This is a genomic window from Paraglaciecola sp. 25GB23A, assembly GCF_040012495.1.
In the GTDB taxonomy this organism is placed as follows: Bacteria; Pseudomonadota; Gammaproteobacteria; order Enterobacterales; family Alteromonadaceae; genus Paraglaciecola.
On sequence record NZ_JBDYKM010000010.1, the window covers coordinates 66,023 to 87,466 of the forward strand.

Below are 21,444 nucleotides of genomic sequence, written 5' to 3' on the forward strand. Positions count from 1 at the left end.
GATGAAATTTAATTTAAAAACCACCGTATTAGCCATGACATTAGCTGGTTTAACGCTGACCCAAGCTAATGCTCAAGCTCCCACTAATATGCAAGAAATTCGCAACGAAGTCGGCATCATGTTGAACATCGTGCAGGCTACACTCAAACAAAGCAGTAATAAAGATCTACGTTTTAGGGCCAATGCTGTGACTTATCTGGCTAATCAGGGGGTAGTATTTGATATTGCCAGTAACAGTCAAAATAAGGTATTTGGCTTTGATTTTAGCAATATGCTGAGTAATCTCTCTGCTATACCCGCACCCCCAATGCCGGCGGTTAATCATTCAGGCAGTCGCATTGAAATTGAGTTTGACGAACAGGAATTTGAAGAAGCCATTCGCGATGCCTTTGAACGAGACAGTGATTATGCTGAGGAAACCAGGGATAAGATGCGTGAACTGAGCGAGCGTCAACGTGATATTGCCTGGGAACAACGTGAATACGAACGTAACCGTCGAGATCTCGAGTTTGAAAAACGCAGTGCAGATGGCCAACGCCGTAAAGAAGTTGAAAAGCAACTCAGTGAATTAACGGCTGAAATAAAAAAACTTGAAGTGAAGCGCAGCGAACTTGAAAAATACACCAAGGAGTTGGCTCAAGAACAAAGTAAATTGGCCAGTGAAAGAGACGCGGCTAGAAAACAACTCTATAGTCAATCTTTGGCCCTATTTGAAGATACCGTAGGTACGATGCTGTGTCGCTATGGTGCTGGCTTAAAGTCTTTACCTGAAGATGAAAATATCACCTTCGTATTAAGTGATTTTGTGCAGGCGCAAGACAATAGTGCCATTGGTACACACGATAAAGTCTACGTTTTTAAAAACAAAGACGTTAAAGCCTGTGTCACTGGCAAATATAGCAAAGACCAGTTGTTGAGTGCAGTGACCACCTATATGTTTTAGTGGCACAGCGTTGAAGTTTACAACTTGTTACTAACCAATAAGGTCAGCTTAGGCTGGCCTTATTGGTTTGCGGTACAGACAGTTATTTTTGCTCATGACATTTTGTATTTAAAACGTTAATCTAGCAGGATATTAGTATCTTGGAATTGAGAATGACAACGTCAGTAGTAATTAGTGGTACTGGTCTTTGGACCCCTTCGCATAAAATAACTAACGAAGAATTAGTAGAGGCTTATAACGGCTATGCTGAAAAATTTAACGCGGATAATCGCACCGATATAGAAATTGGTGAATTGGCTGCAAAACCCTTATCAAGCGCAGAATTTATTGAAAAGGCCTCAGGGATCCGCAGCCGTTACACCTATATTAAAGACGGCATTTTAGATATCACGAGAATGCGGCCCAATATCCCTAAACGCGCTGATGATGAACTCAGCGACCAAGCAGAAATGGCCATCCATGCCGCGAAAAAAGCGCTAACCGCGGCCAATAAAACTGCAGCCGATATTGATGCGGTGATTGTATCTTGTGCCTACACCCAACGTTCTTACCCTGCCTTGGCCATTGAAGTGCAAGAAGCTCTTGGTATTAAGGGCTTTGGTTTTGACATGTTAGTGGCGTGTTCTGCGGCGACATTTGCCTTGCATCGCGCCTACGAAATGATTGCCGCTGGCACAGCGAAAGGGGTCTTGGTTATTAACCCAGAGCTCACATCGCCACAAGTGAACTATGGAGATCGTGACAGTCACTTTATCTTTGGTGATGTGGCTACCGCTTTGGTGGTTGAAGCTGCTGAAACTGCTGACGCTGAGCACGTGTATGAAATCATGAGTACCAAAGCCGTCACATCTTATTCAAATAATATCCGTTCTAACTTTGGCTATGTGAGTCGTGCCAATGACAGTGACCCTTTTGCTAATGACATGTTATTCCATCAAGAGGGTCGTAAAGTATTTAAAGAAGTGTGTCCGATGGCTGTGGAACACATCAACGAGCACTTGCAACGTCATTCACTCGATTCAAGTAATGTAAAACGCTGGTGGTTACATCAAGCCAATATTAATATGAACAGCTTAATCAGTAAAAAATTACTCGGTCGTGAAGCGAGCTTAGAAGAAGCACCTATTGTGCTCGATACCTACGCTAATACCGCATCTGCAGGGTCTATTATTGCGTTTAATTTACACCACCAAGACCTTGTTAGCGGAGAAATAGGCTTACTTTGCTCCTTTGGTGCAGGCTATTCCATTGGCAGCTTAATTTTAAAAAAGCACTAAAAACAATAGCGTCAGATAGATAATAAGTATTGATGAAATCGAGCAAGGATTGAGAGTATGTTAGCCGTAATGGGGTATGCAATTAGTGCCATAGGGTACGCGTTTTTATTGCTATTGATCTTAACCGTGCGTAAGTCGGGCCTAGCTAAATACCTACTGATATTAGCGACCGCCGCCACCAGTATTTGGTCTGGGGTGCCGTTTTTCTTTGCCGAGTTATCGGTAGAAAAAATTATCTTTTTCGATAACATCAAAAATCTGTTTTGGTTACTGTTTTTAGCATCTTGCTTAAAGGATAATTTCAAAAATATTCAACAAGTATTGGTGAGAAAAGAAACCTGGTTCATTCTTGCCTTACCGCTATTTGCTATGTCTGTTCCTTTGTTTGGCGATTTCTTTGTATCTTGGCAATATTTACTGCAAACCGTCATTGCGCTTGAATTTTTAGTACTACTCGAAATCATTTACCGTCAATCGGGCGACAATCGCTGGGCACTTAAGCCGCTGATCATTTATTTAGCGGTGATCAGCATTTTTGATTTTCTCACCTTTGCGAATGCACTGATGATTGATCAGGTGCATATTTATTATTTATCAGCCCGTGGTTTTATCTACGCCGCCCTTATTCCTTTTCTGGTACTGGCTATTCGGCGAGTTAAAAACTGGGGCGTTGAAATTTATATCTCTAGAGAAATAGTTTTACACAGTACTTTATTATTAGTGGCTGGTGGCTATTTGTTTGTTATGGCAATGGTAGGCTATGTCGTAAAATATATGGGGGGCGAGTGGGATACTAGCATTCAAGTTGTATTGATTTTTTTATCGTTGACTCTGCTTGCCGCGCTTTTTATGTCCACCAGTTTTCGAACACGTATTAAGGTATTTATTACCAAACATTTTTTTGCTAATCAGTTTGATTATCGTCAGGAGTGGGTCAAACTCACTCAATGTTTAGAAAATACTCAAGGTGAAATTAATCAAGTTCACCTCACTGCATTACAAGGTTTTCTGCAAGCAATCGATTATCAAAGTGGTTGTTTAGTATCTTGCCACCATGGTGAGTTGACTAAGTTGGCTGATATTGATTATGCCAAACTAAACGACGACGAAAAAAATGTCTTAGTAGTGCTAGGCGAGTTTTTCAAGGAAAAAGCTTGGATAGTAGACATTGCTGAATTACGCACACACCCGCACATCTATGAGGGATTAAAAATAAATCATGCTTTGCTAAATCAGGCGCGTTTTCAGATTATTGTTCCATTGTATAAAGATAACGAATTTTGGGGCATGGTGGCGATGCAGGGGTCTGACAATACGACTAAAAAATTAAATTGGGAATTGCGCGACTATATTAATGCCGTAACCGCTCAAGTGTCGAATTTTCTGTTTCATCAGCAAGCGGCAAAAGAGTTGGCAGAAAATGCACAATTTGCCGCTTTTACCCGAATGTCTGCCTTTGTATTGCATGATTTAAAAAACGTATTGGCGCAAATAGACCTTATTTTATGTAATGCTGAGCAACATAAAAATAATCCTGAATTTATTGAAGATACCTTCGAGACATTGCATCATACCAAGGCGCGTATGGAGAAAATGCTAAGTCAGTTAACCGAAAAAGATAATAGTATGGTTAGCTCAGACTCACTGGTGCTTCTGTCAGCTTCTATTCAAAGAGTAATAGACAATCGCTGTGCTACCTTGTTACCAAGACCCCAACTTGTTATCAATAGTGAAACTGAAGTGGTGCTAGATAAAGAAAAATTCGCTAATGTGATGTATCACTTGGTGAGTAATGCCCAACAAGCCACGCAAGATAATGGAAAAATTGAAGTGATCTTGGATAAGAGTGAAAATGACAAACATATGTTGGTCAAAATAGTAGATACTGGTTGTGGTATGAGCGAGAATTTTATTCAAGCGAGGCTGTTTAAACCGTTTGATACCACCAAAGGCAATGCTGGCATGGGAATTGGCGCTTTTGATGCCAAAATGTTCTTAGACAAAATTGGCGGCCAACTATCTGTTGAAAGTGAAGAGGGGAAAGGGTCAACCTTTACATTACGCATACCAATTTAATGATAACGAAATGAATCGAAGGGCATAGACATGGAAAAAATATTGGTCGTAGAAGACGACTTAGGCATTCAAAAACAGTTGAAGTGGAGCTTTGCCGGCTACGAAGTCATTTTTGCAGAGGATCGAAACAGCGCGATAGCACAGCTACGGCGCTTTGAACCCAAAGTGGTTACCTTAGATTTAGGTTTGCCTCCCGATCCTGCTAATGCAACGGAAGGTATGCTAACCCTCGAAGAAATTTTATCTTTAGCCCCACAAACAAAGGTGATTGTTGTTACGGGTAACAATGATAAGAAAAATGCCTTAAAAGCCATCAATCTTGGTGCCTACGATTTTTATCAAAAACCTATCGATTCTGACACGATTCAAATTCTTGTGAGTCGGGCGATGAACTTATTTAATTTAGAGATGGAAAACCGCCATTTAGCGGCAGTAGCACCATCGATGGATAAAATCATCGGTCAAAGTGAAGGCATATTGGCCGCAAGTCGTAAAGCCGAGCGAATCGCACAAACTGATATCAGTACCCTACTGTTGGGTGAAAGTGGCACAGGTAAAGAAGTATTTGCCCGCAGTATTCATGAACATAGCTTAAGAAAAGACAAACCTTTTGTAGCCATCAACTGTGCGTCGATCCCAGAGAACTTATTAGAAAGCGAGTTGTTTGGTTACGAGAAAGGTGCTTTTACCGGCGCCAATAAAACCACTCCAGGTAAAATAGAAACCGCGCAAAACGGTACGCTATTTTTAGATGAAATTGGCGATATGCCCATTGGTTTACAAGCTAAAATGTTGCGCTTTTTGCAAGAGCGAGTTATTGAAAGAGTGGGGGGGCGCAGTGAAATCCCTGTGGATATTCGCGTCATCTGTGCAACCCACCGCGACGTTCCCGCCATGGTGGCCGAGCAAACCTTCCGCGAAGATTTGTATTACCGCATTGGTGAAATTAATATTAATATTCCACCTTTACGTGAGCGCAATAATGACGTGATTTTGTTGGCTAGAACCTTTTTAGTGCAATACAACGATGAATTTAAAACCAAGATTAAAGGTTTTAGTGACAGTGCGATTAAGGCCATGACCCAGCACAAGTGGCCAGGTAATATTCGCGAATTGCAGAACAAGTTAAAAGCCGCTGTTATTATGGCCGAAGGCACGCATATCCAAGCTGAAGATTTAAACTTAACGGTCAATAATGACGTCACCAGTATTGATTCGTTAAATCTACGGGAAGTGCGGGAACATGCTGAAAGTCGTGCAATTCGTAACGCCTATCAAGTAGCCGAACATAATATGTCAAAAACCGCTGAGTTGTTGGGTGTCACTCGGCCTACTTTGTATTCACTGATAGATAAATATCACTTAGATGATATCAAAACAGGTTAGATTGAACGGACCCACTCAGTTTTATCGTCGACAGCTAAGTGTCTTAGTTGTCGACTATTTGTCTTTATGAAGCATTATTTCCATCTCTTACTCGCAGTGTTAGCGCTAATTTTTTGCTGGCTTGTGGGTGACTATCTCAGTGTCTTTATTAAACTACCTGCTTCTTTGTTGGGTTTACTTGTTATGTTGTCAGTCCTGCTGAGCATTAAACGTGTGCCCAAATCCTTAGATGTGGTTAGTGCTTGGGCCTTGCGTTCGATGGCTTTGTTATTTATTCCTGTTACGGTTGGGGCGGCAGCTTATCTAACAGATTTAGGCGCTTGGTTGTGGTTATTGTTACTGGCTATCTTATTGAGCACAGTGCTAAGTCTAGCGATTACAGCGTGGCTAGCGCAAAAGCTGTTAGTCAAAAGTGAAGTGGAGTCAGCCGGTGAGTGACGGGTTGACAGCGCTACCATGGTTGAGTGAAATCCTCTGGTTGTCATTAACCTTAATCGCCTATGTGATTGCTTTAAAAATAAATCGTTTTTTTGGCGGGCGAGTTTACTTGCACGCAATTTTACTCAGCAGTGTGCTGGTCTTGGCCATGTTGATGATATTCGCTCATGATATTGGATCCTATGCGCAGCAAGTGGGTCTATTAACGTGGTTATTAGGACCTGCGACCTGTGCGTTAGCTATTCCCGTGTTTCGCAATTTGCGTTTAATTTATCAAGCTGGTTTTAAAGTAATAGGGGTGATTTTGTTAGGGGGCTTATTAGGGCCAGCTATAACGTGGTTGATTCTGTATTTATTTACGTCACCACACTGGTTGCAACTCAGTGTATTGACTAAATCTATTACCACGCCCTTGGCTATCGATACTACGCGTTTAATTGGTGGCAACCCGTCTGTGGCAGCAGGCATTGTTATCGTAACTGGGCTCATGGGTGTGTTGGTGAGTCGGCCATTATTTAAGCTATTAAATATACACAACTCCAGTGCCAAAGGATTGTCTTTGGGTACATCAAGCCATGCTATTGGAACCGCCCACGCTATCAGTTTGGGGGAAAAAGCAGCGGCATTTGCAACTGTGGGCCTTTGCATCAATGGTATCGCCACTGCCGCTATGTTGCCCTTGATATTATCTGTACTTTCGTCTGCGATTGGTACGTAATCTGCATAGGGACTTACTAAGATGATTCTTGTAAGTATTGTTTTTTATTCTATGTATCTAAATTTATTCAAACATATCGTTCTGCGTTTGCTAATTCTCTGCTCACTTAGCTTAGGACTCGTGGCTTGTGGTGGTGGATCGTTAAATAGTCAAACAAGCACGCCTAATGCTAAGGTCATTGTCAATGCCGGCAGTAATCAAGCGGTCAACGAAAATACTGAAGTCACACTCAGTGCCGAGGCGCTTGGGCAATCTGCCTTACTAACCTACGTATGGCGAGTTAGTCCAAGTTTAAGCCTCACTCAGGCTGGTGCTAATAGCGCAACGGCCACGTTTGTTGCACCCTCTACAACCACTATCTTAACTTATGTATTTACACTAGAAGTCACCGACACCGAAGGTAACAAAGGCTCAGATAGTGTTGAATATCAAATTCTACCGGTTAATACCGCTCCCGTTGCAGAAATTATTGCCGATCAAATCAGTGGTTTAGCCCTAAATCAATTTCCTGCTGGAGTTGAAGTGATACTTGATGGTAGCGGCAGTTTTGATGAAGATGCGGCAGACGGTAGTCAATCAGTCAGCCAATTTAAATGGCAACAAACTGCCGGAGAGGCAGTGTTAAGTGGCATCAGCACGGATGGTGATAGTTTAGCGTTTACCAGTCCTGTACTCGTCGATAATAATGAACTCGCCTTTACATTAACGGTTACCGATGAAGAGGGCGCGCAAGCCTCAAGCTCTATTATTCTTAGTATACTGAGTTCGAGTAATACATTGCCACTAGTGAATGCCGGTAAAGATCATCAAGTTTCTTCAGGTGAGTCTATTCTTTTAACAGGAGAGGCAAGTACCAGTGTCGCAGCGGCAAGACCCTTACTTTATCAGTGGCTAAATGATTCTGAATTAAACCCCCAAATCGCAGATGCAAAACAATTAAAAACCTATGCTATCGCACCAAAAGTGTCATCAGTACAAACTATGACCTTCACCTTGGCGGTAACTGATGCAGCTGGCAATGTGGTAGAAGATGCGATTAATGTTGTTATTAAACCCTTGTTGATTCGGCCACTCAATGATACTGGTATTTTGTTACAGGCATCCAACACCACCAATACAACCACGACCAGCCAACACCAAGATGACTTTCCTGGTCAAGACGGGCAAAGGGGCCAAGATATTATTGCCGCCAATGGTTTGTTAGAAAAAGCGGGAAGGGGCGATGTCGGCTTTGACTTTACGCGGCTTGATAATATAGGAGACGAGGTCGACGATAGTGAACAAACGTGGTCTTGTATTCGAGACAACGTGACTGGTTTGATTTGGGAAGTAAAGTCAGCGGCTACTGAAACTGATCTACACAGTAGTGCTTACTCTTATTCGTGGTATTTAAGTGAAGTTGATGATGAGTTTAGTGGCGATCAAAGTGGCTCCTTAGCTACTTGCAGTTTGACAGAATGTAATACCTCAGCTTATGTTGCTGCAGTCAACAATGCGGGTTTATGCAATTTTAATGATTGGCGTATGCCAAGCCATCAAGAGTTATTATCCTTAGTGCATTTTGGCCGCCAAAGTGGGCCGATGATCGATCCTCAATATTTCCCCTATACCGCCGACTTACTAACAAGCCCTGCTTGGTATTGGACTAATCAATCCAGTGCCGATGGTGCTGATAGTGATATATCGCGCACGGCTTGGGCGGTAGACTTTAATAGTGGTAACGACAATTTTTTAATGAAATCAAGCGCGGCTTATATTCGCCTAGTGAGGGCTGGTAGATGAAAATATGGATCACATTGAGTTTTTTATTACTGCCGCTTTCAGCCCTTGCACAAACCTGCCTGACAAGTATTAGTGCTACCACGCCTACCACCAGTTTTGTTATTAATGGTGATGGTACAGTGACCGATAATCGCTTAGGACTGATGTGGATGCGTTGTAGCCTTGGTCAAACTTGGCTGAATAACAGTTGTAGTGGTGAGCCACTTGAACTGAGCTGGCAACAAGCCTTAGTTAACGCCCATGGTTATGTGTATGCCAATCAAACTGGCTGGCGCGTTCCTAACGTCAAAGAACTGGCAAGCATTACAGAAGGTCAATGTGTCCGTCCTGCCATCAATACCAGTATTTTCCCTAATACTCCGGCCGATGATTTTTGGACATCCAGTCCTGCCGTCAATGATCCGCAACGTGCCTGGGTTATTGCTTTTTTTAACAGCAGCAATTCCATTAAAGACAAATCCTTATTTGTTTACACTCGCTTAGTTAGAACTGCAAATTAACTTAGTAAATCTAAAACTTATCTGATCCCCAGTTGCTATTTTTACGGTAAAAGGCACACTACAGTTCAAACTTATAGTTGAGTAAAGTATGGCTTTCAGATTTCTCCTCCTGTGTTTTTTTTGTCAATCGGCTTTGGCAGATCTCGACTGTGAAGTAGCCCTCAATTTTGGTTTAGTGGTAAATCAGCAACAAATCCGAGTGATAGACGACAGTCGGACTGTCTATCAAATCAATGGTGATTCACAGTTGATCGTAGGGGGCAATTGGATTGAGTTAAGTGATCCCCAGCAGCAACAGAATTTAGCAGAATTGGCTAATGGCCTGCATTTAGTTGTACCCAAAATGATTTTGTTAGCCAATGAAGGGGTAGAATTAGCCGTCGATACGGTAGAGCATGTTTATTCAGGTTTAATGGGCAAAGACCACAAGAGCCAAGAGAAACTGCAAGCTTCCTTAGAGAGAGTGCAAAAAAGCGTACGCGAAAAGTTTATTCATGCTAACGACACCTATTACATGGGGCCAGGTCGTTTAGAAAATGTTGATGATTTTGTTGACCGAGAACTTGAAGAGCAAATAGAACAAGTCATGAGCACGTCAGTCGGAGGTATACTCTCTGCTATCGGTGGCTTGGTTGCCAGTGAGCAAACTACCGAACAGAAAGTGGATGAACTGGCGCAAAAACTTGAAGATGTAGGTGCGGCGATTGAGCAAAATGTGGCACCTAAAGCCCAGTCACTTAAACAAAAAGCAGAGTGGTTTTGTCAAAAATTTAAGGCATTAGATAAGGTCGAAGAAAACCTTAGAGCTTCAGTACCCGAATTAAAACCATACGATATCCTCGACACAGGCGCAGAGCATTAAAAGCCAAAAGAACGCTTACTAAAGGTCACATTATTTGGGCTTTTTTTGGAGGAGCCGCCGGTGATCGGCTCAGTTTAGCCGCGAACACAAAGTAAATAAATGTGCGCTAAAGCTAGAGCATTGTTGTTCGACCGATAAAATTACTTTGGCTAGCCGTTTTTTTCTGAGAGAAAACTGATTAATTTAACCAAAATATATCCTCCTGTGGGATCATCTTTTCGCGGCCCACTTGGAAGGGATTATAGTTATTTTTAGCAAATAAATACCAAGCACCACTGGAGATGGCAATGCTCGTATCTGCAGTGGCCCACAGTGAATCTGCGCCGTAAACTGTTCCCGGGTTGGTTGCATAAGGAAAACCCGCGGCATCAGGGTAATTCGTACTTTCAATCCGTGCCTTTTCTATTTCACTCAGATAAAGTTGCTTTTGGTTTTGCATTCCAGCTAGAGCAAAAGCCAGTGCCATTTGCCCCGTGCCCTCAAGCCAAACAGTATCTTGGTCTTCATCAAAGCAATAACCGCTGATCTGTTCTCCGTTAATGGCTGTTTGAGTCGTTAAAAAACGATCTGCCGTGGTCAATGCAGAGCTTGGGTAGTTGTTAAAGATTAAATAACTCCAAGGATGAAGATCAAGGGCATACAAATAAGGTGGGTTTTCAGGCCAAGCCACTAAATTTTTATCGTTACTGTCCCACCGCTGGTTCTTTAAGAAGTGTAGAACTTGGCTGTGGAAATCTGTATATCCCTCTATCGCATTGAAGGCATCAATGTTGCCCTCGGTCACCTTATAGTTAAGCAACTTATTATTTGCGCCATATCCGGCAAACAGACCGCCATCGGCATCTTGTAAGCTCATCAGCCAGTCAGTGATTTGAGATGCCAAATAGTCATAAGTATTTTTCCCTGTCAGGCTTTTGTAATTATTCACTGCGATGAGTAACCAAGCGTTATCACCCATCCAACGATGATTATTGGGAGAGCCATTACGATCTCGCAATTGTGAAAAGCCGCCAAACCCTGCATTTAATTCTGTTTCGATTCGGCTATCAAAGAAGTCGAAGATATTTTCTGCTTTTGTAAAATCATTGTTCATCATGTACACGATTGCCGCTAATGCATTATCATACAAGGACACAACATTGCCATTCTCCACACTTTCTAGTAATCCGTTAGCGAGTTGTTGTTCATTAAACCAATTGAAAATTTGCATTGCGATTTGATTTTCACTCTGGTCTTGAGTCCCCGTGAAAAGAACATTATTGCTAGAATCGATTAACTGCAGACTTGGGGGGCTGAAAGTATAGTTTTCAAGGGTGGGTGTGAGGGTTGCAGGGCTTGTGAACTCTGCAATAATCCAGTTTCCCTGACTATTCGATAAAACAAATTCAGTCGGAGTGTAAGCAATTTTAACGCCTTCTATTCCTGCGCCTGAATCATCAATCACTCGACCACTCGCTGAATAGCTAAGCTTATTAGCTTCTTTTTCATTGCCACAAGAGCAAAGTAATAAAAGCAACAGCAGACTTAATATTCGATATGTCATTAGGTGATCAAATTTAAATGGGACTCACAAGATAGTACAAAAAGGATGAAAGATGTACTCATACTATTCAATAAATGACACAGCCACAGCTAAAGTCATTTTCACCACAGATAAACCTGTTGGGGCAACCCCGTTGAGGCAACCTCGTTGAGGCAACCCCGTTGAGGCAACCCCGTTGGGGCAAACCCGTTGGGGCAACCTCGTTGGGGCAACCCCGTTGAGGCAACTCCGTTGGGGCAACCCCGTTGAGGCAACCCCGTTGGGGCAACCCCGTTGGGGCAACCCCGTTGAGGCAACCATGTTGGGGCAACTCCGTTGAGGCAACTCCAATGAGCGGGTGTAAGAGTGAATCGAAGGTTTATCTTGCAAAATGAGTAGGGGGTTGGCTGCACAAAAAAGTGCATTTTAAAAAAAGTTCAAACCAAATTGGTGCTAGTGAATAGAGCTGTTTTTACTCAAACTTATTAAGTCTATGATTTATATACTTAATATATTCAGTTTGTATTTGGCACAATTCTTCCTTTAGCTTGAGTGTGCTGTGAAACTTTCTCAGGAAATTCCGGTTCAACTTATACCACTGCTTTAGTTTTACACATTAGCCTATGGTCATTAATGAGCCAACCATTGCTTAGACTGCTACTGAAAAAATGTGTCGGTGTTTAGTGAACAGGGGCACCAGAGCGGGCTATAAAAATATTTAGCCTTAAGAGACTGAAAAAAAGCACAGAGAAAAGTACTTTTTACTGCGTAAATAAAGTCCGAATTTAATAGCAGCGATATTACTAATACTATATTGAGAATGACATAAACTCTACATTAACAGCAAACCCTATTGGAGTGACATGTTACACGCATTAGGCCCTATTTCTGCATTACTGTTGTCTAATGCTTTTTTGCTACTTGGTCATGGCTTATTACTTACCTTATTGCCGATTGCAGCTAGTGCAGCGGGGTTTTCTGATACCCAAGTGGCACTGACAGGCTCGGCCTATTTTTTGGGTTTTGTGTCGGGATGCTTGGCAACACCACATATGTTGAAAAGAGTCGGGCATATTCGCAGTTTTGCGGTTTTGGCGACTTGTTATTCTGTGGTGATTTTGATTTTTCCCCTGTTATCTGAATTCTATAGTTGGTTGCTGCTAAGATTCTTCATAGGAATAGCAATTTCAGGTCTGTATATGATTATTGAAAGCTGGCTGAACGGCAGCTCAACGGCAAAAAATCGTGGTTCAATACTTTCTATTTACACAACCTTAAATTTGGTCATGGTAATGTGTGGCCAGCAATTATTGAATGTTGGCAGTGAGCAAAATTCGATGTTATTTGCTTTGGCGGCCATATTTATATCTATTGCAATTATTCCCGTCTCACTGACTCGGTCTTCAGCGCCTGGCGTCGTGCAAACAGTAAAGTTAAACATGTTCAAGGTTTGGCGCCATTCCCACATTGCGCTGATTGGAGCCGTTATTGCTGGTTTGGTGACAGGGGCATTTTGGTCATTAGCGCCCATCTATGCAAAAGATAACAGCTTTGATAGTAGTCAATTAGCTGCATTTGTATCAGCTACGGTGCTAGGCGGGGCCTGTTTTCAACTCCCTTTAGGCCGTTTTTCAGATAGGTTTGATAGAAGAAGTGTATTGATGTATGCCGCTTTAGCAGGTTCACTTGTATCACTCTTATTTGTTGGATTACCTTATGTTGTTACAACATTTGGAGGGTGGCCAGCGTCCATATTAGCATTCTTCTGGGGCGGAACTTGTATGACTTTGTATGCCATATGTTTAGCCCATGCGAACGATAATGCGAGCTCAGAAGATTTTGTCGAGATAAGTAGTGCGATGTTAATTACCCTTGGTTTGGCTTCCGCGATTGGTGCTCCCTTAGCATCCCTTGCTATGGGCTTAGTGGGTGCAAATGGTCTTTATGCCTTTACCAGCGGATGCCTGCTCCTGTTTTTTGTTATTGTATTATTGAGACGTCGTAGCCATGCACTGCCGCCTAATATGGAGACTAAAGAAAGCTTCCGTGCGGTTACTGATATGGCTGGCCCTACTGCTTATGAAATGGATCCACGAACAGTAATTGAGCCAGTGCATTCAAAAGACTAAAAATGTTGTGCCAGTAGTGATAAGACCTGACTATTCACTATCGACTTCTTTCTGCTCTGCTGTTGGTCTTATAGTCTCAGTATTTGACAAGTTAGTATGCTTCGCACCGATAATATGAATATCGCGTTGCGGAAATGGAATTTCAAAGCCATTTTTGTTTAGGGCTTCGTTGATAAGCGTATTTATTTCATGGATAACCGGTAGTCGTTTAGAGGGGCTTTCGACAAAAATGCGTAATTCAAAGTCTAATGAACTTTCACCGTGATTCATAAATAATACACTGGGAGCTGGCAGTTTCAGTACATCAGGGTGATTATCAATAACATTCAATAATACCTCTCGAGCTAAACGTGTATCCGAGCCATAAGCGATACCAATTTTTAATAACAAACGAGTAATCGGATTGTGTAAAGTCCAATTGGTTACATTTTCGGTAATAATAGACTTATTGGGTAGCAATACTTCACGATTATCAAAGTCAGTAATCGTAGTGGCGCGAATTTTTATATTGCTGACAGTACCACTTAAGTCGCCAATGGTGACGGTATCACCAACTCGCACCGGGCGTTCAAACAAAATAATCAGGCCAGATACAAAATTAGCCACAATCTCTTGTAAGCCAAAGCCCAGTCCAACCCCGAGGGCGGCCACAATCCATTGCAGTTTTGACCAATCAATGCCCAACTGACCCAAGCCTAATACAAGGCTGGTACCCATGATGACATAACCCAGTATAGTGACTGCGGCATAACGGGCTCCGGGGTCTAGAGTGACTTTGTCGAAAAAACTAATTTCTAACATACCTCGTGAATTTTTGGCAGCGATAAAGCCGCCAACCAAAAATAACACGGAGATAATGATGTTCCACAAGGTCACGTTTTCACTGGATGGAATGCCATCTACGGTAATGTTTTTCTGCCACATTACAATCTCGTTTACAATTCCAAGAGCAGGTAAAAGGGGGAGCCAGATAAACCACAAGCCCGCTAAAAACATGACGGATGATAGGCTCAAAGCACTTTTACGCATCTTTCTTGCCGCTTCTTGATTATCTGGTAGGCTTTCTGGTGCTATTTCTGGTATCGCCTCGCCACTGGCTTCTTTTTGTTCTTGTTGGTTGCGCTGGGCTTCAACATTGGCTCGTCTTAATTTGATTTTGCGCAGTAAATAACGACGATAAGCTACCATCAAAACCCGCATAACAATGCCATAAAATATGGAGACAAAAATCAGTACTACGCCGGATATAAAGAGTTTTGATTGCAGTTCTACCGCGGTATCAAAAAAACCAGTAAGTGGCAGTAAACCGATTAAAAGTGGCGCTGCGACCATAAAAGGCAAGGCCAACTGAGCCAATAGTGATTTGGGTTTGTGACCGACAATATTTACCGCTACACCCGTCTTGGGTTTAAAAAAATGAAAACTAAATATCGCAATGCCGAGCGACATGGCAATAAAAGCTAATATGGCGACGCCGTATCTGAGTTCAATTTGATTACTAGCAATAGCCGAAGCAAACAGAAAAGTAGCAGCGCCTTGATACCAAGCAAACCACGTTAGTAGTGAGCCAAGGGTTGCGCGCGCGGTATCACTCCAGGCAAAATGCGCGACAAAAATACCATTCTTTCGACACATAGAACGAAAAAACAACAAGGTAAGGCTGAGGCTAGAGACGGTTGCCAAAGCAGTGGCTATTGCGTTAGAAAAACCATTGCTACTGGCGCCGACACTAATCAAACCGGCAATAGCAGCAATAGCCAATGGCAGTGGCAATGCTAATATTATGGTTTCAAACAAGGCCAGCGGCGTGGCCCAGTGTGTATCTTTACCCACGTTACCCACGTGTGTACTCAATTGCCTTAAAGATTTTTTCAGAAGCTTGCGTAATGACAATAAGAGTACAAAAACCAGAAGCACACCAAATGTGGCTAGGCCGTTTTTATTAACCCCTATCCATAAGTCTCGACCTACTTGTATCCATGCTTCGCCGTCTAGGTACCAATGCAAACTCACCAGTAAGTAAGGCAGGATATTATCAGCTAATTGGGTATAAGAAGGCAGCCAAACTAAGCGGCGATCAAGTAAGGTTTTTAGCTCTTTGGTACTGGATTTGACATCAATGAGCATCAGCTTTTCATCAAGCAGTTTTTCTAGCTGACTGTGTGCTGCATCAATCAATTTCTCTAGTAACTGAGTTTGTGAGGTTTTCAGCCCGTTTAAAACCGTACGTTCTTGTTGGCTAAGGCCCTCGTCTTGGGTAACTGGGGTTTTGGCAGTGGTTATTGGCCAAAACTTGAGTCTTTCATCATGCAGATTTCGCAGTTTGTCTTGCCATAGAATTAAATTGAGTTGGTGTTTGACGATTTCTTCATTAATGTTGTCTAGTCGATTTTCCAGTGGTCCTTCTTGCGGTAGGCCCGAGCGTAAACGATGCAATAGAATACCAAGTTCATCGGTAATTTGTCCGGTAGCTAATATTTGACTGACAATTTGGGAAGATTGCTTAAGATTTTGCTGTTGCTGGCGCAAACGTAGGCTATTTTCGTCAACATCGGGGGCACGTAAAATAATACTTTGTAAATTATTCGCTAGACCAAGATTGTCTTTAGCGATAAGGCTTAAGCGGGGAGACTCGGTTGTTGTTTGCAGATCTTGTTCAGCGTTTTTTATTGCCTCGCTGGCACCACCCGCACGGCGTTTTTCCAGTTGTTGTTGAGTCTGAAAAATCTTAACTTCGCCAGCCTCCAACTGAGTATTAACGAGGGCAATTTGTGCGTCGAGCAAGGACTGCCTTGCTGGCACGGTAGCCACTTCTCGTTCCAACACTGCCGTCTTGGTACGCAAATTTAGTAGCTTGGCTTGTAGAGCCACAATACTGCTCTGACTACTAAGGTTATTATTGGCAGAATAATTGTTGTCTAGTGCTAAAAGGGTCGTGTCTATTTCGCTGCGAATAGTATTGAGTTCATCGCTGATAACCGTAGGTCGGCGGCTTAAGACCGTTTTTTGTTGTTGTAAGTCTTCGTATTGGACAAGCAGATTATTTTGCTCAGCTTGCAATACCATCAAACTATTGTCCAATTGTTCAGTTGATTGACCTTCGATGTTTTTTATACCTTGCCGGTCTACTAACTGTTGTTGCTTTTGTAACTTAGTTAGTTTTTCATCAATTGTTGAGGCAATTTGCTCATATTGTTGTTGCTGGTTTTTGGCTGCCGCAGAGTCGTTTAAAGAAGATTGGGCATGTTCGAGCTGCGTTTTTATTTTACTTTGCTCTTCCTCAGACAGAGGACTTTGTTGCAGTCGTTGGTGTATGGCATCAATATTGGTTTTAAGACTGTCGACGGATTGGGCATAATTAGCCCCATGGAATAACAAGCAAAATAATAAGCAGAATCCAAACTTGCGTTTTTTATTCAGCATTTAGTTACTCCTGATAATGTTGTTACCTAGCACTGTACAAAATCTAACAAATTAAACCATTTATAGGTTTGTTTAGTCATTAGACCATGAGTTCTAATAGGGTATTTAAATAACGACGGCCCAATGGCGTGATTTGCCAATAGGTGGCGGTTTCACTTAACAAACCTTTATTTATAGCATTTTGCAGATTAGCCTGCACATCCTCAGCGAGAGCTAAGCCGGTATATTTTTGATAATCAGCTTTAGGACAGGGTTCAACCAAACGCAGGCGATTCATAAAAAACTCAAAGGGCAGTTCATCAGCGGCCACGCTTTTTAATTCGCTGGTATAGGCTTTTGTTAAGTCCATATACCCTTTAGGGTGCTTGACCTTTAACGTACGCACAATTTTGTTTTGCTCAGGCAGAGTGATTTTGCCATGGGCCCCACAGCCGATACCTAAATAATCACCAAAGCGCCAGTAATTAAGATTGTGCTGACATTGCTGGCCGACTTTGCTGTAAGCCGAGATTTCATATTGCTCGTATCCTGCTGCCTCTAGCAAAGCATGGCCTTGCTCTTGAATATCCCACAACAGCTCATCCTCGGGCAATTTTGGCGGCTTGGAGTGAAATTGAGTATTGGGTTCAATAGTAAGTTGATACCACGATAAGTGTGGAGGGTTTTGCGACAGCGCACTGCTTATATCAAACAAGGCATCGTCAAGATTTTGTTTAGGTAAGCCATGCATTAAGTCTAAATTAAAGCTGTTTAAACCCACATCATGGGCAATAACGGCGGCTTGACGTGCCTGATTATCATCATGAATACGGCCCAAACCGAGTAATTTATCCGCCTGAAAGCTCTGCACACCAATCGATATGCGATTAATCCCCGCTTGAACATAGCCGGCAAAGCGTTGACTTTCTACTGTACCCGGGTTGGCCTCTAAGGTTATTTCGGCATTTGGAAGCAAATTAACCCGTTCGCGCACCCCTCTTAATAGCCTATCAATAGCCTGTGCACTAAATAAACTGGGTGTGCCACCACCAATAAAAACACTGTGCACTGGGCGGTCGCCGACTAATGCCGCATCTTCTGCCAAGTCAGCCAGCAAATGACTAACATATTCACTTTCGGGCAGTTCTTGTTGCTTTTGACCGTGGGAATTAAAGTCACAATAGGGGCACTTTTGCACACACCACGGAATATGAATATATAAAGATAGGGGCGGTAAACTTAACGCTGTGACTGGATTGGTATGCTTAAGCAATTTGGCTTTCCATGGCTTTAACTAATAAAGCAAGTGCTTTGCCACGATGACTCAATTGGTTTTTTTGCTCGGGACTAAGCTGGGCAGAACTACAATTTTGCTCCCTAAGCCAAAATACTGGGTCATAACCAAAACCGTTTGTACCAATTATTTTAGCGGTAATTGCGCCATGCCATTCGCCTTGGCAAATGAGAGGTGTTGGATCATCTGCATGACGCAAATAGACCAAAACACATAAAAAACGTGCCTGACGTTGACCTTCAGGTACGTCTTTTAAGTCTACTAATAGTTTGTTGATGTTGTCTTTGTCAGTAGCATTATCGCCGGCAAAGCGGGCTGAATAAACCCCAGGCGCACCACCTAATGCATCTACGGCTAAACCTGAATCATCGGCTATGGCAGGCAAACCGCTGATACGCGCGGCATGACGGGCTTTAATAATCGCGTTTTCAACAAAGGTAGTGCCGGTTTCGGCCACTTCACCAATGGCAAATTCGCTTTGCGCAACGACATTCAAATTGAAAGCGCTAAGCATTTTACTCAGCTCGTTTACCTTGCCCTGGTTACCCGTGGCTAATACTATTTTTTGACTCACAACTGTCCTTTTTAACTCAAGAAAAACTTACGCTTCTGGTGATTTTTTACCGCGGCCTTTTTTCTTTTTAACTTTGGTTTTTACTTTTTTACCTAAGCTCTTTTTAACTTTGGCACTTACCTTAGGTTTTTTAGATACTTTCGCTTCTTTATGTTTAGGGCGAAGTTCATCAATCACGCGGCGCTTAAGTACTTGCTTAGTGTAGCGCTCAATTTTAGGGATGATAGATACGTCGTGAGCTTCAATTAAGGAGATAGCGGTCCCTTTTTTGCCTGCGCGACCAGTACGACCAATACGATGCACGTACACATCTGCGGTGCGTGGCATATCGTAATTAATCACGTGGCTGATGTCTTCAACATCTATGCCCCGCGCAGCCACGTCAGTCGCAACTAAGATTTTTACCTCACCTTCTCGGAAACGACGCATTGCATCGTTACGTTTATCTTGCGGCATTTCACCTTGCAACCAAGCAACACTAAAACCATCCCGTTCGAGCAATTGTTTTAATTCGTTTAAGCGGTCACGAGTTTTGACAAACACCACAGCGCTATCAACCTGATGTTCTAGAATATGACAAAGCAGGGCATACTTGTGTTTAGCATCGTCGGCTAGATGCAACCATTGATGAATTTTGGCGTGTTCTTTACGGCTGGGATCGGCACTGAGCTGCACTGGCTCATTTAATAGCTCTTTAGCAAAACGCGCTATACCACCACCTTCTAATGTGGCTGAAAACAACATGCTCTGTTTGCGCCAGCGTGCTTCAGCGGCAATTTGATTGACGATCGCGGAAAAGCCCATGTCGAGCATACGATCCGCTTCGTCCAAAATTAGGCATTCGATATCCCGACAATCAAATTTTTCGGTTTCAATATGCTCAAATAAACGACCGGGAGTCGCGACCAAAATATCCAACTCGTTGTCGAGTAAGTCTAAATCCGTTCCGTAGTTAATACCGCCAGTGATAACGCCACAATGAATATGCGGGCAATACTTGCTGATGAGTTTAGCTTGCTCAAATATTTGCAAAGCTAACTCACGGGTTGGTGTCAGGATCAATATCCGCGTTGAGCCAGGCTGCCGGCGCGGATAGTCTAATAAAAACTGGCAAACAGGCAGCAAAAACGCCGCAGTTTTACCGGTACCCGTGGGAGCTGAGGCTAGTATATCTTTGCCTTCCATCGCCGCTGGGATGACTAACTGTTGAATACTGGTAGGCTCTTTGTAGCCTAATTCCGCTACTGCGCGGCATAAATCATCGTCTAAATCGAGTTCTTCGAACATGCTATTTTAATTCTCTTGACTAAATGTCACTGATTTCTCTTTACAATATGGCGGGATTATAAAGGAGTAGGGCGCAATAGGGCAGAAAAAATCAAAAGCATTTTCACTAATGAGTAACCAAAGAAAGCTGAGCTTAAGAAAAAGCAGACAAGAGCAGTAAATAGATACGAGAAAATAGTGACTAGAAAAGTACAAAAGACAAAGCTAAAAGCGGTTTAACCACAGAGGGCACAGAGTTCACAGAGGAAAATCAGTTAAAAAAGACAGTTATCATTGGAGTAAAGAGCTAGAGTTGACTTGCTCTAATGTGCCAATTGCAGACCTTCACTTATCTTCAAATGAACGATCCCAAATAGCAAAAAGCAGGCGTTTGTGGTGAAAATGGCTAGTGCTTCATTCTAGGGCAGTAGGTCAATTCCAAAATTTTTAACCACTAATACTAAAAGCCAAAAGCATATAACTGTTATTACTGCACTTATGAGCAATGAAAACCAAAAACTAAATTTTTGTAATAACATAGGAAATATCAAAAACATAGGCAGTGTGGGCACTACATACCAGAATGTATACCATGCGTGATTGGCAATTTTTTCCATTGGTTGTTTTTCAATATATAGCCAAACCATTACCAGAATAGTAACAATAGGTAACGCTACTATCAGAGCGCCTAATTTATCACTTCTTTTGGCAATTTCAGAAACCGCTACAACAATAGCCGCCGTTATTAAATATTTGGTTATCAACCATGTCATAAATTACCTTTAACGTTGACTGAAATAAAAACCGATTGCCTGTCGGTTTTTATTTTGACACAATAACGTCCTTAGAGTTAAGAGAAATATTTCATGCAGCTAGGTGAATTGGAAAAATTGGTGCTCCATTATCTGTGGTCAGGTATAGAAGCAGATGCGAAACAAGTACATAACGCACTTGGTGAGACTCGTGGTATTTCAGTTAATACTATTCAAAGTACCCTAGACAGATTGTTTAAAAAAGATTTGTTGAGTCGAACTAAGCAAGGGCATGCCTATTTATATCGAACCAAGATTGATCGTGAAGCCTTACTCGCCAAATTGATTGCTAATGTCACCAGTGACTTTGTTGAGGAAGGTGAACATAGTTTGATAGCGGCATTTAGCTCTGCGTCTGCCAATTTGAATGATGCTCAACTCGATAAATTGGAACAACTTATTGAGCAACAACGCAAACTGCGTAAAGGACTGCAATAACTATGTTTGCAGGGAGTTTGGCAAT

17 protein-coding genes are annotated in these 21,444 nt (G+C 42.4%); 11 read left to right on the forward strand and 6 right to left on the reverse strand.

Annotated elements, in window-relative coordinates; genetic code table 11:
- Position 1 precedes the first annotated feature (1 nt).
- The 9 genes from ABKW31_RS14205 to ABKW31_RS14245 all read left to right on the forward strand — a co-directional run bounded on the left by ABKW31_RS14205 (position 2) and on the right by ABKW31_RS14245 (position 9,982).
- Entirely contained in the window at positions 2 to 943 is a 942-nt protein-coding gene (locus ABKW31_RS14205) for a hypothetical protein (RefSeq protein WP_348617205.1), read from the forward strand.
- Positions 944 to 1,095: 152 nt separating this feature from the next.
- Positions 1,096 to 2,220, forward strand: coding sequence for a beta-ketoacyl-ACP synthase III (locus tag ABKW31_RS14210; protein WP_348617206.1), 1,125 nt, complete (start codon positions 1,096 to 1,098; stop codon positions 2,218 to 2,220).
- 57 nt (positions 2,221 to 2,277) lie between these two features.
- Positions 2,278 to 4,296, forward strand: coding sequence for an XrtA/PEP-CTERM system histidine kinase PrsK (prsK, locus tag ABKW31_RS14215; protein WP_348617207.1), 2,019 nt, complete (start codon positions 2,278 to 2,280; stop codon positions 4,294 to 4,296).
- Positions 4,297 to 4,326: 30 nt separating this feature from the next.
- Complete coding sequence (gene prsR / locus ABKW31_RS14220) at positions 4,327 to 5,682, forward strand: PEP-CTERM-box response regulator transcription factor (RefSeq protein WP_348617208.1); 1,356 nt, start codon at positions 4,327 to 4,329, stop codon at positions 5,680 to 5,682.
- A 66-nt stretch (positions 5,683 to 5,748) separates the two neighbouring features.
- Positions 5,749 to 6,120, forward strand: a complete 372-nt coding sequence (locus tag ABKW31_RS14225) for a CidA/LrgA family protein (RefSeq protein ID WP_348617209.1) — start codon at positions 5,749 to 5,751, stop codon at positions 6,118 to 6,120.
- On the forward strand, positions 6,113 to 6,838 hold the full coding sequence (locus tag ABKW31_RS14230; protein WP_348617210.1) for an LrgB family protein: 726 nt from the start codon (positions 6,113 to 6,115) through the stop codon (positions 6,836 to 6,838). The genes ABKW31_RS14225 and ABKW31_RS14230 overlap by 8 nt, the downstream gene beginning before the upstream one ends.
- Before the next feature lie 21 nt (positions 6,839 to 6,859).
- Positions 6,860 to 8,620 (forward strand): DUF1566 domain-containing protein, encoded by a 1,761-nt coding sequence (locus tag ABKW31_RS14235; RefSeq protein WP_348617211.1) that lies wholly within the window; start codon positions 6,860 to 6,862, stop codon positions 8,618 to 8,620.
- On the forward strand, positions 8,617 to 9,120 hold the full coding sequence (locus tag ABKW31_RS14240) for a DUF1566 domain-containing protein (protein WP_348617212.1): 504 nt from the start codon (positions 8,617 to 8,619) through the stop codon (positions 9,118 to 9,120). The genes ABKW31_RS14235 and ABKW31_RS14240 overlap by 4 nt, the downstream gene beginning before the upstream one ends.
- An 88-nt stretch (positions 9,121 to 9,208) precedes the next feature.
- Entirely contained in the window at positions 9,209 to 9,982 is a 774-nt protein-coding gene (locus ABKW31_RS14245) for a YggN family protein (RefSeq protein ID WP_348617213.1), read from the forward strand.
- 178 nt (positions 9,983 to 10,160) lie between these two features.
- Here ABKW31_RS14245 and ABKW31_RS14250 read toward each other — a convergent pair whose 3' ends face one another.
- Positions 10,161 to 11,525 (reverse strand): hypothetical protein, encoded by a 1,365-nt coding sequence (locus tag ABKW31_RS14250; protein ID WP_348617214.1) that lies wholly within the window; start codon positions 11,523 to 11,525, stop codon positions 10,161 to 10,163.
- Positions 11,526 to 12,367: 842 nt separating this feature from the next.
- On the opposite strand from ABKW31_RS14250, the gene ABKW31_RS14255 reads away from it, so the two are divergent.
- Positions 12,368 to 13,633, forward strand: a complete 1,266-nt coding sequence (locus ABKW31_RS14255; RefSeq protein ID WP_348617215.1) for an MFS transporter — start codon at positions 12,368 to 12,370, stop codon at positions 13,631 to 13,633.
- Between the two features lie 30 nt (positions 13,634 to 13,663).
- On the opposite strand, the gene ABKW31_RS14260 is transcribed toward ABKW31_RS14255, so the two are convergent.
- The 5 genes from ABKW31_RS14260 to ABKW31_RS14280 form a co-directional block, all read right to left on the reverse strand.
- Positions 13,664 to 17,056, reverse strand: coding sequence for a mechanosensitive ion channel domain-containing protein (locus tag ABKW31_RS14260; protein ID WP_348617216.1), 3,393 nt, complete (start codon positions 17,054 to 17,056; stop codon positions 13,664 to 13,666).
- A gap of 79 nt (positions 17,057 to 17,135) precedes the next feature.
- Positions 17,136 to 18,308 carry a radical SAM family heme chaperone HemW gene (gene hemW, locus ABKW31_RS14265; RefSeq protein ID WP_348617217.1) on the reverse strand — a complete coding sequence of 391 codons (1,173 nt, stop codon included), beginning with the start codon at positions 18,306 to 18,308 and terminating at the stop codon, positions 17,136 to 17,138.
- Positions 18,301 to 18,903: an XTP/dITP diphosphatase gene (locus ABKW31_RS14270; protein ID WP_348617218.1), complete on the reverse strand. Its 603-nt coding sequence runs from the start codon at positions 18,901 to 18,903 to the stop codon at positions 18,301 to 18,303. The genes hemW and ABKW31_RS14270 overlap by 8 nt, the downstream gene beginning before the upstream one ends.
- A 27-nt stretch (positions 18,904 to 18,930) precedes the next feature.
- Positions 18,931 to 20,190, reverse strand: a complete 1,260-nt coding sequence (gene srmB, locus ABKW31_RS14275; protein WP_348617219.1) for an ATP-dependent RNA helicase SrmB — start codon at positions 20,188 to 20,190, stop codon at positions 18,931 to 18,933.
- Between the two features lie 398 nt (positions 20,191 to 20,588).
- Entirely contained in the window at positions 20,589 to 20,942 is a 354-nt protein-coding gene (locus tag ABKW31_RS14280) for a DUF3147 family protein (RefSeq protein ID WP_348617220.1), read from the reverse strand.
- A gap of 93 nt (positions 20,943 to 21,035) precedes the next feature.
- Between ABKW31_RS14280 and ABKW31_RS14285 the strand changes: the two genes are divergently transcribed.
- On the forward strand, positions 21,036 to 21,419 hold the full coding sequence (locus tag ABKW31_RS14285; protein WP_348617222.1) for a BlaI/MecI/CopY family transcriptional regulator: 384 nt from the start codon (positions 21,036 to 21,038) through the stop codon (positions 21,417 to 21,419).
- Positions 21,420 to 21,444: the final 25 nt, after the last annotated feature.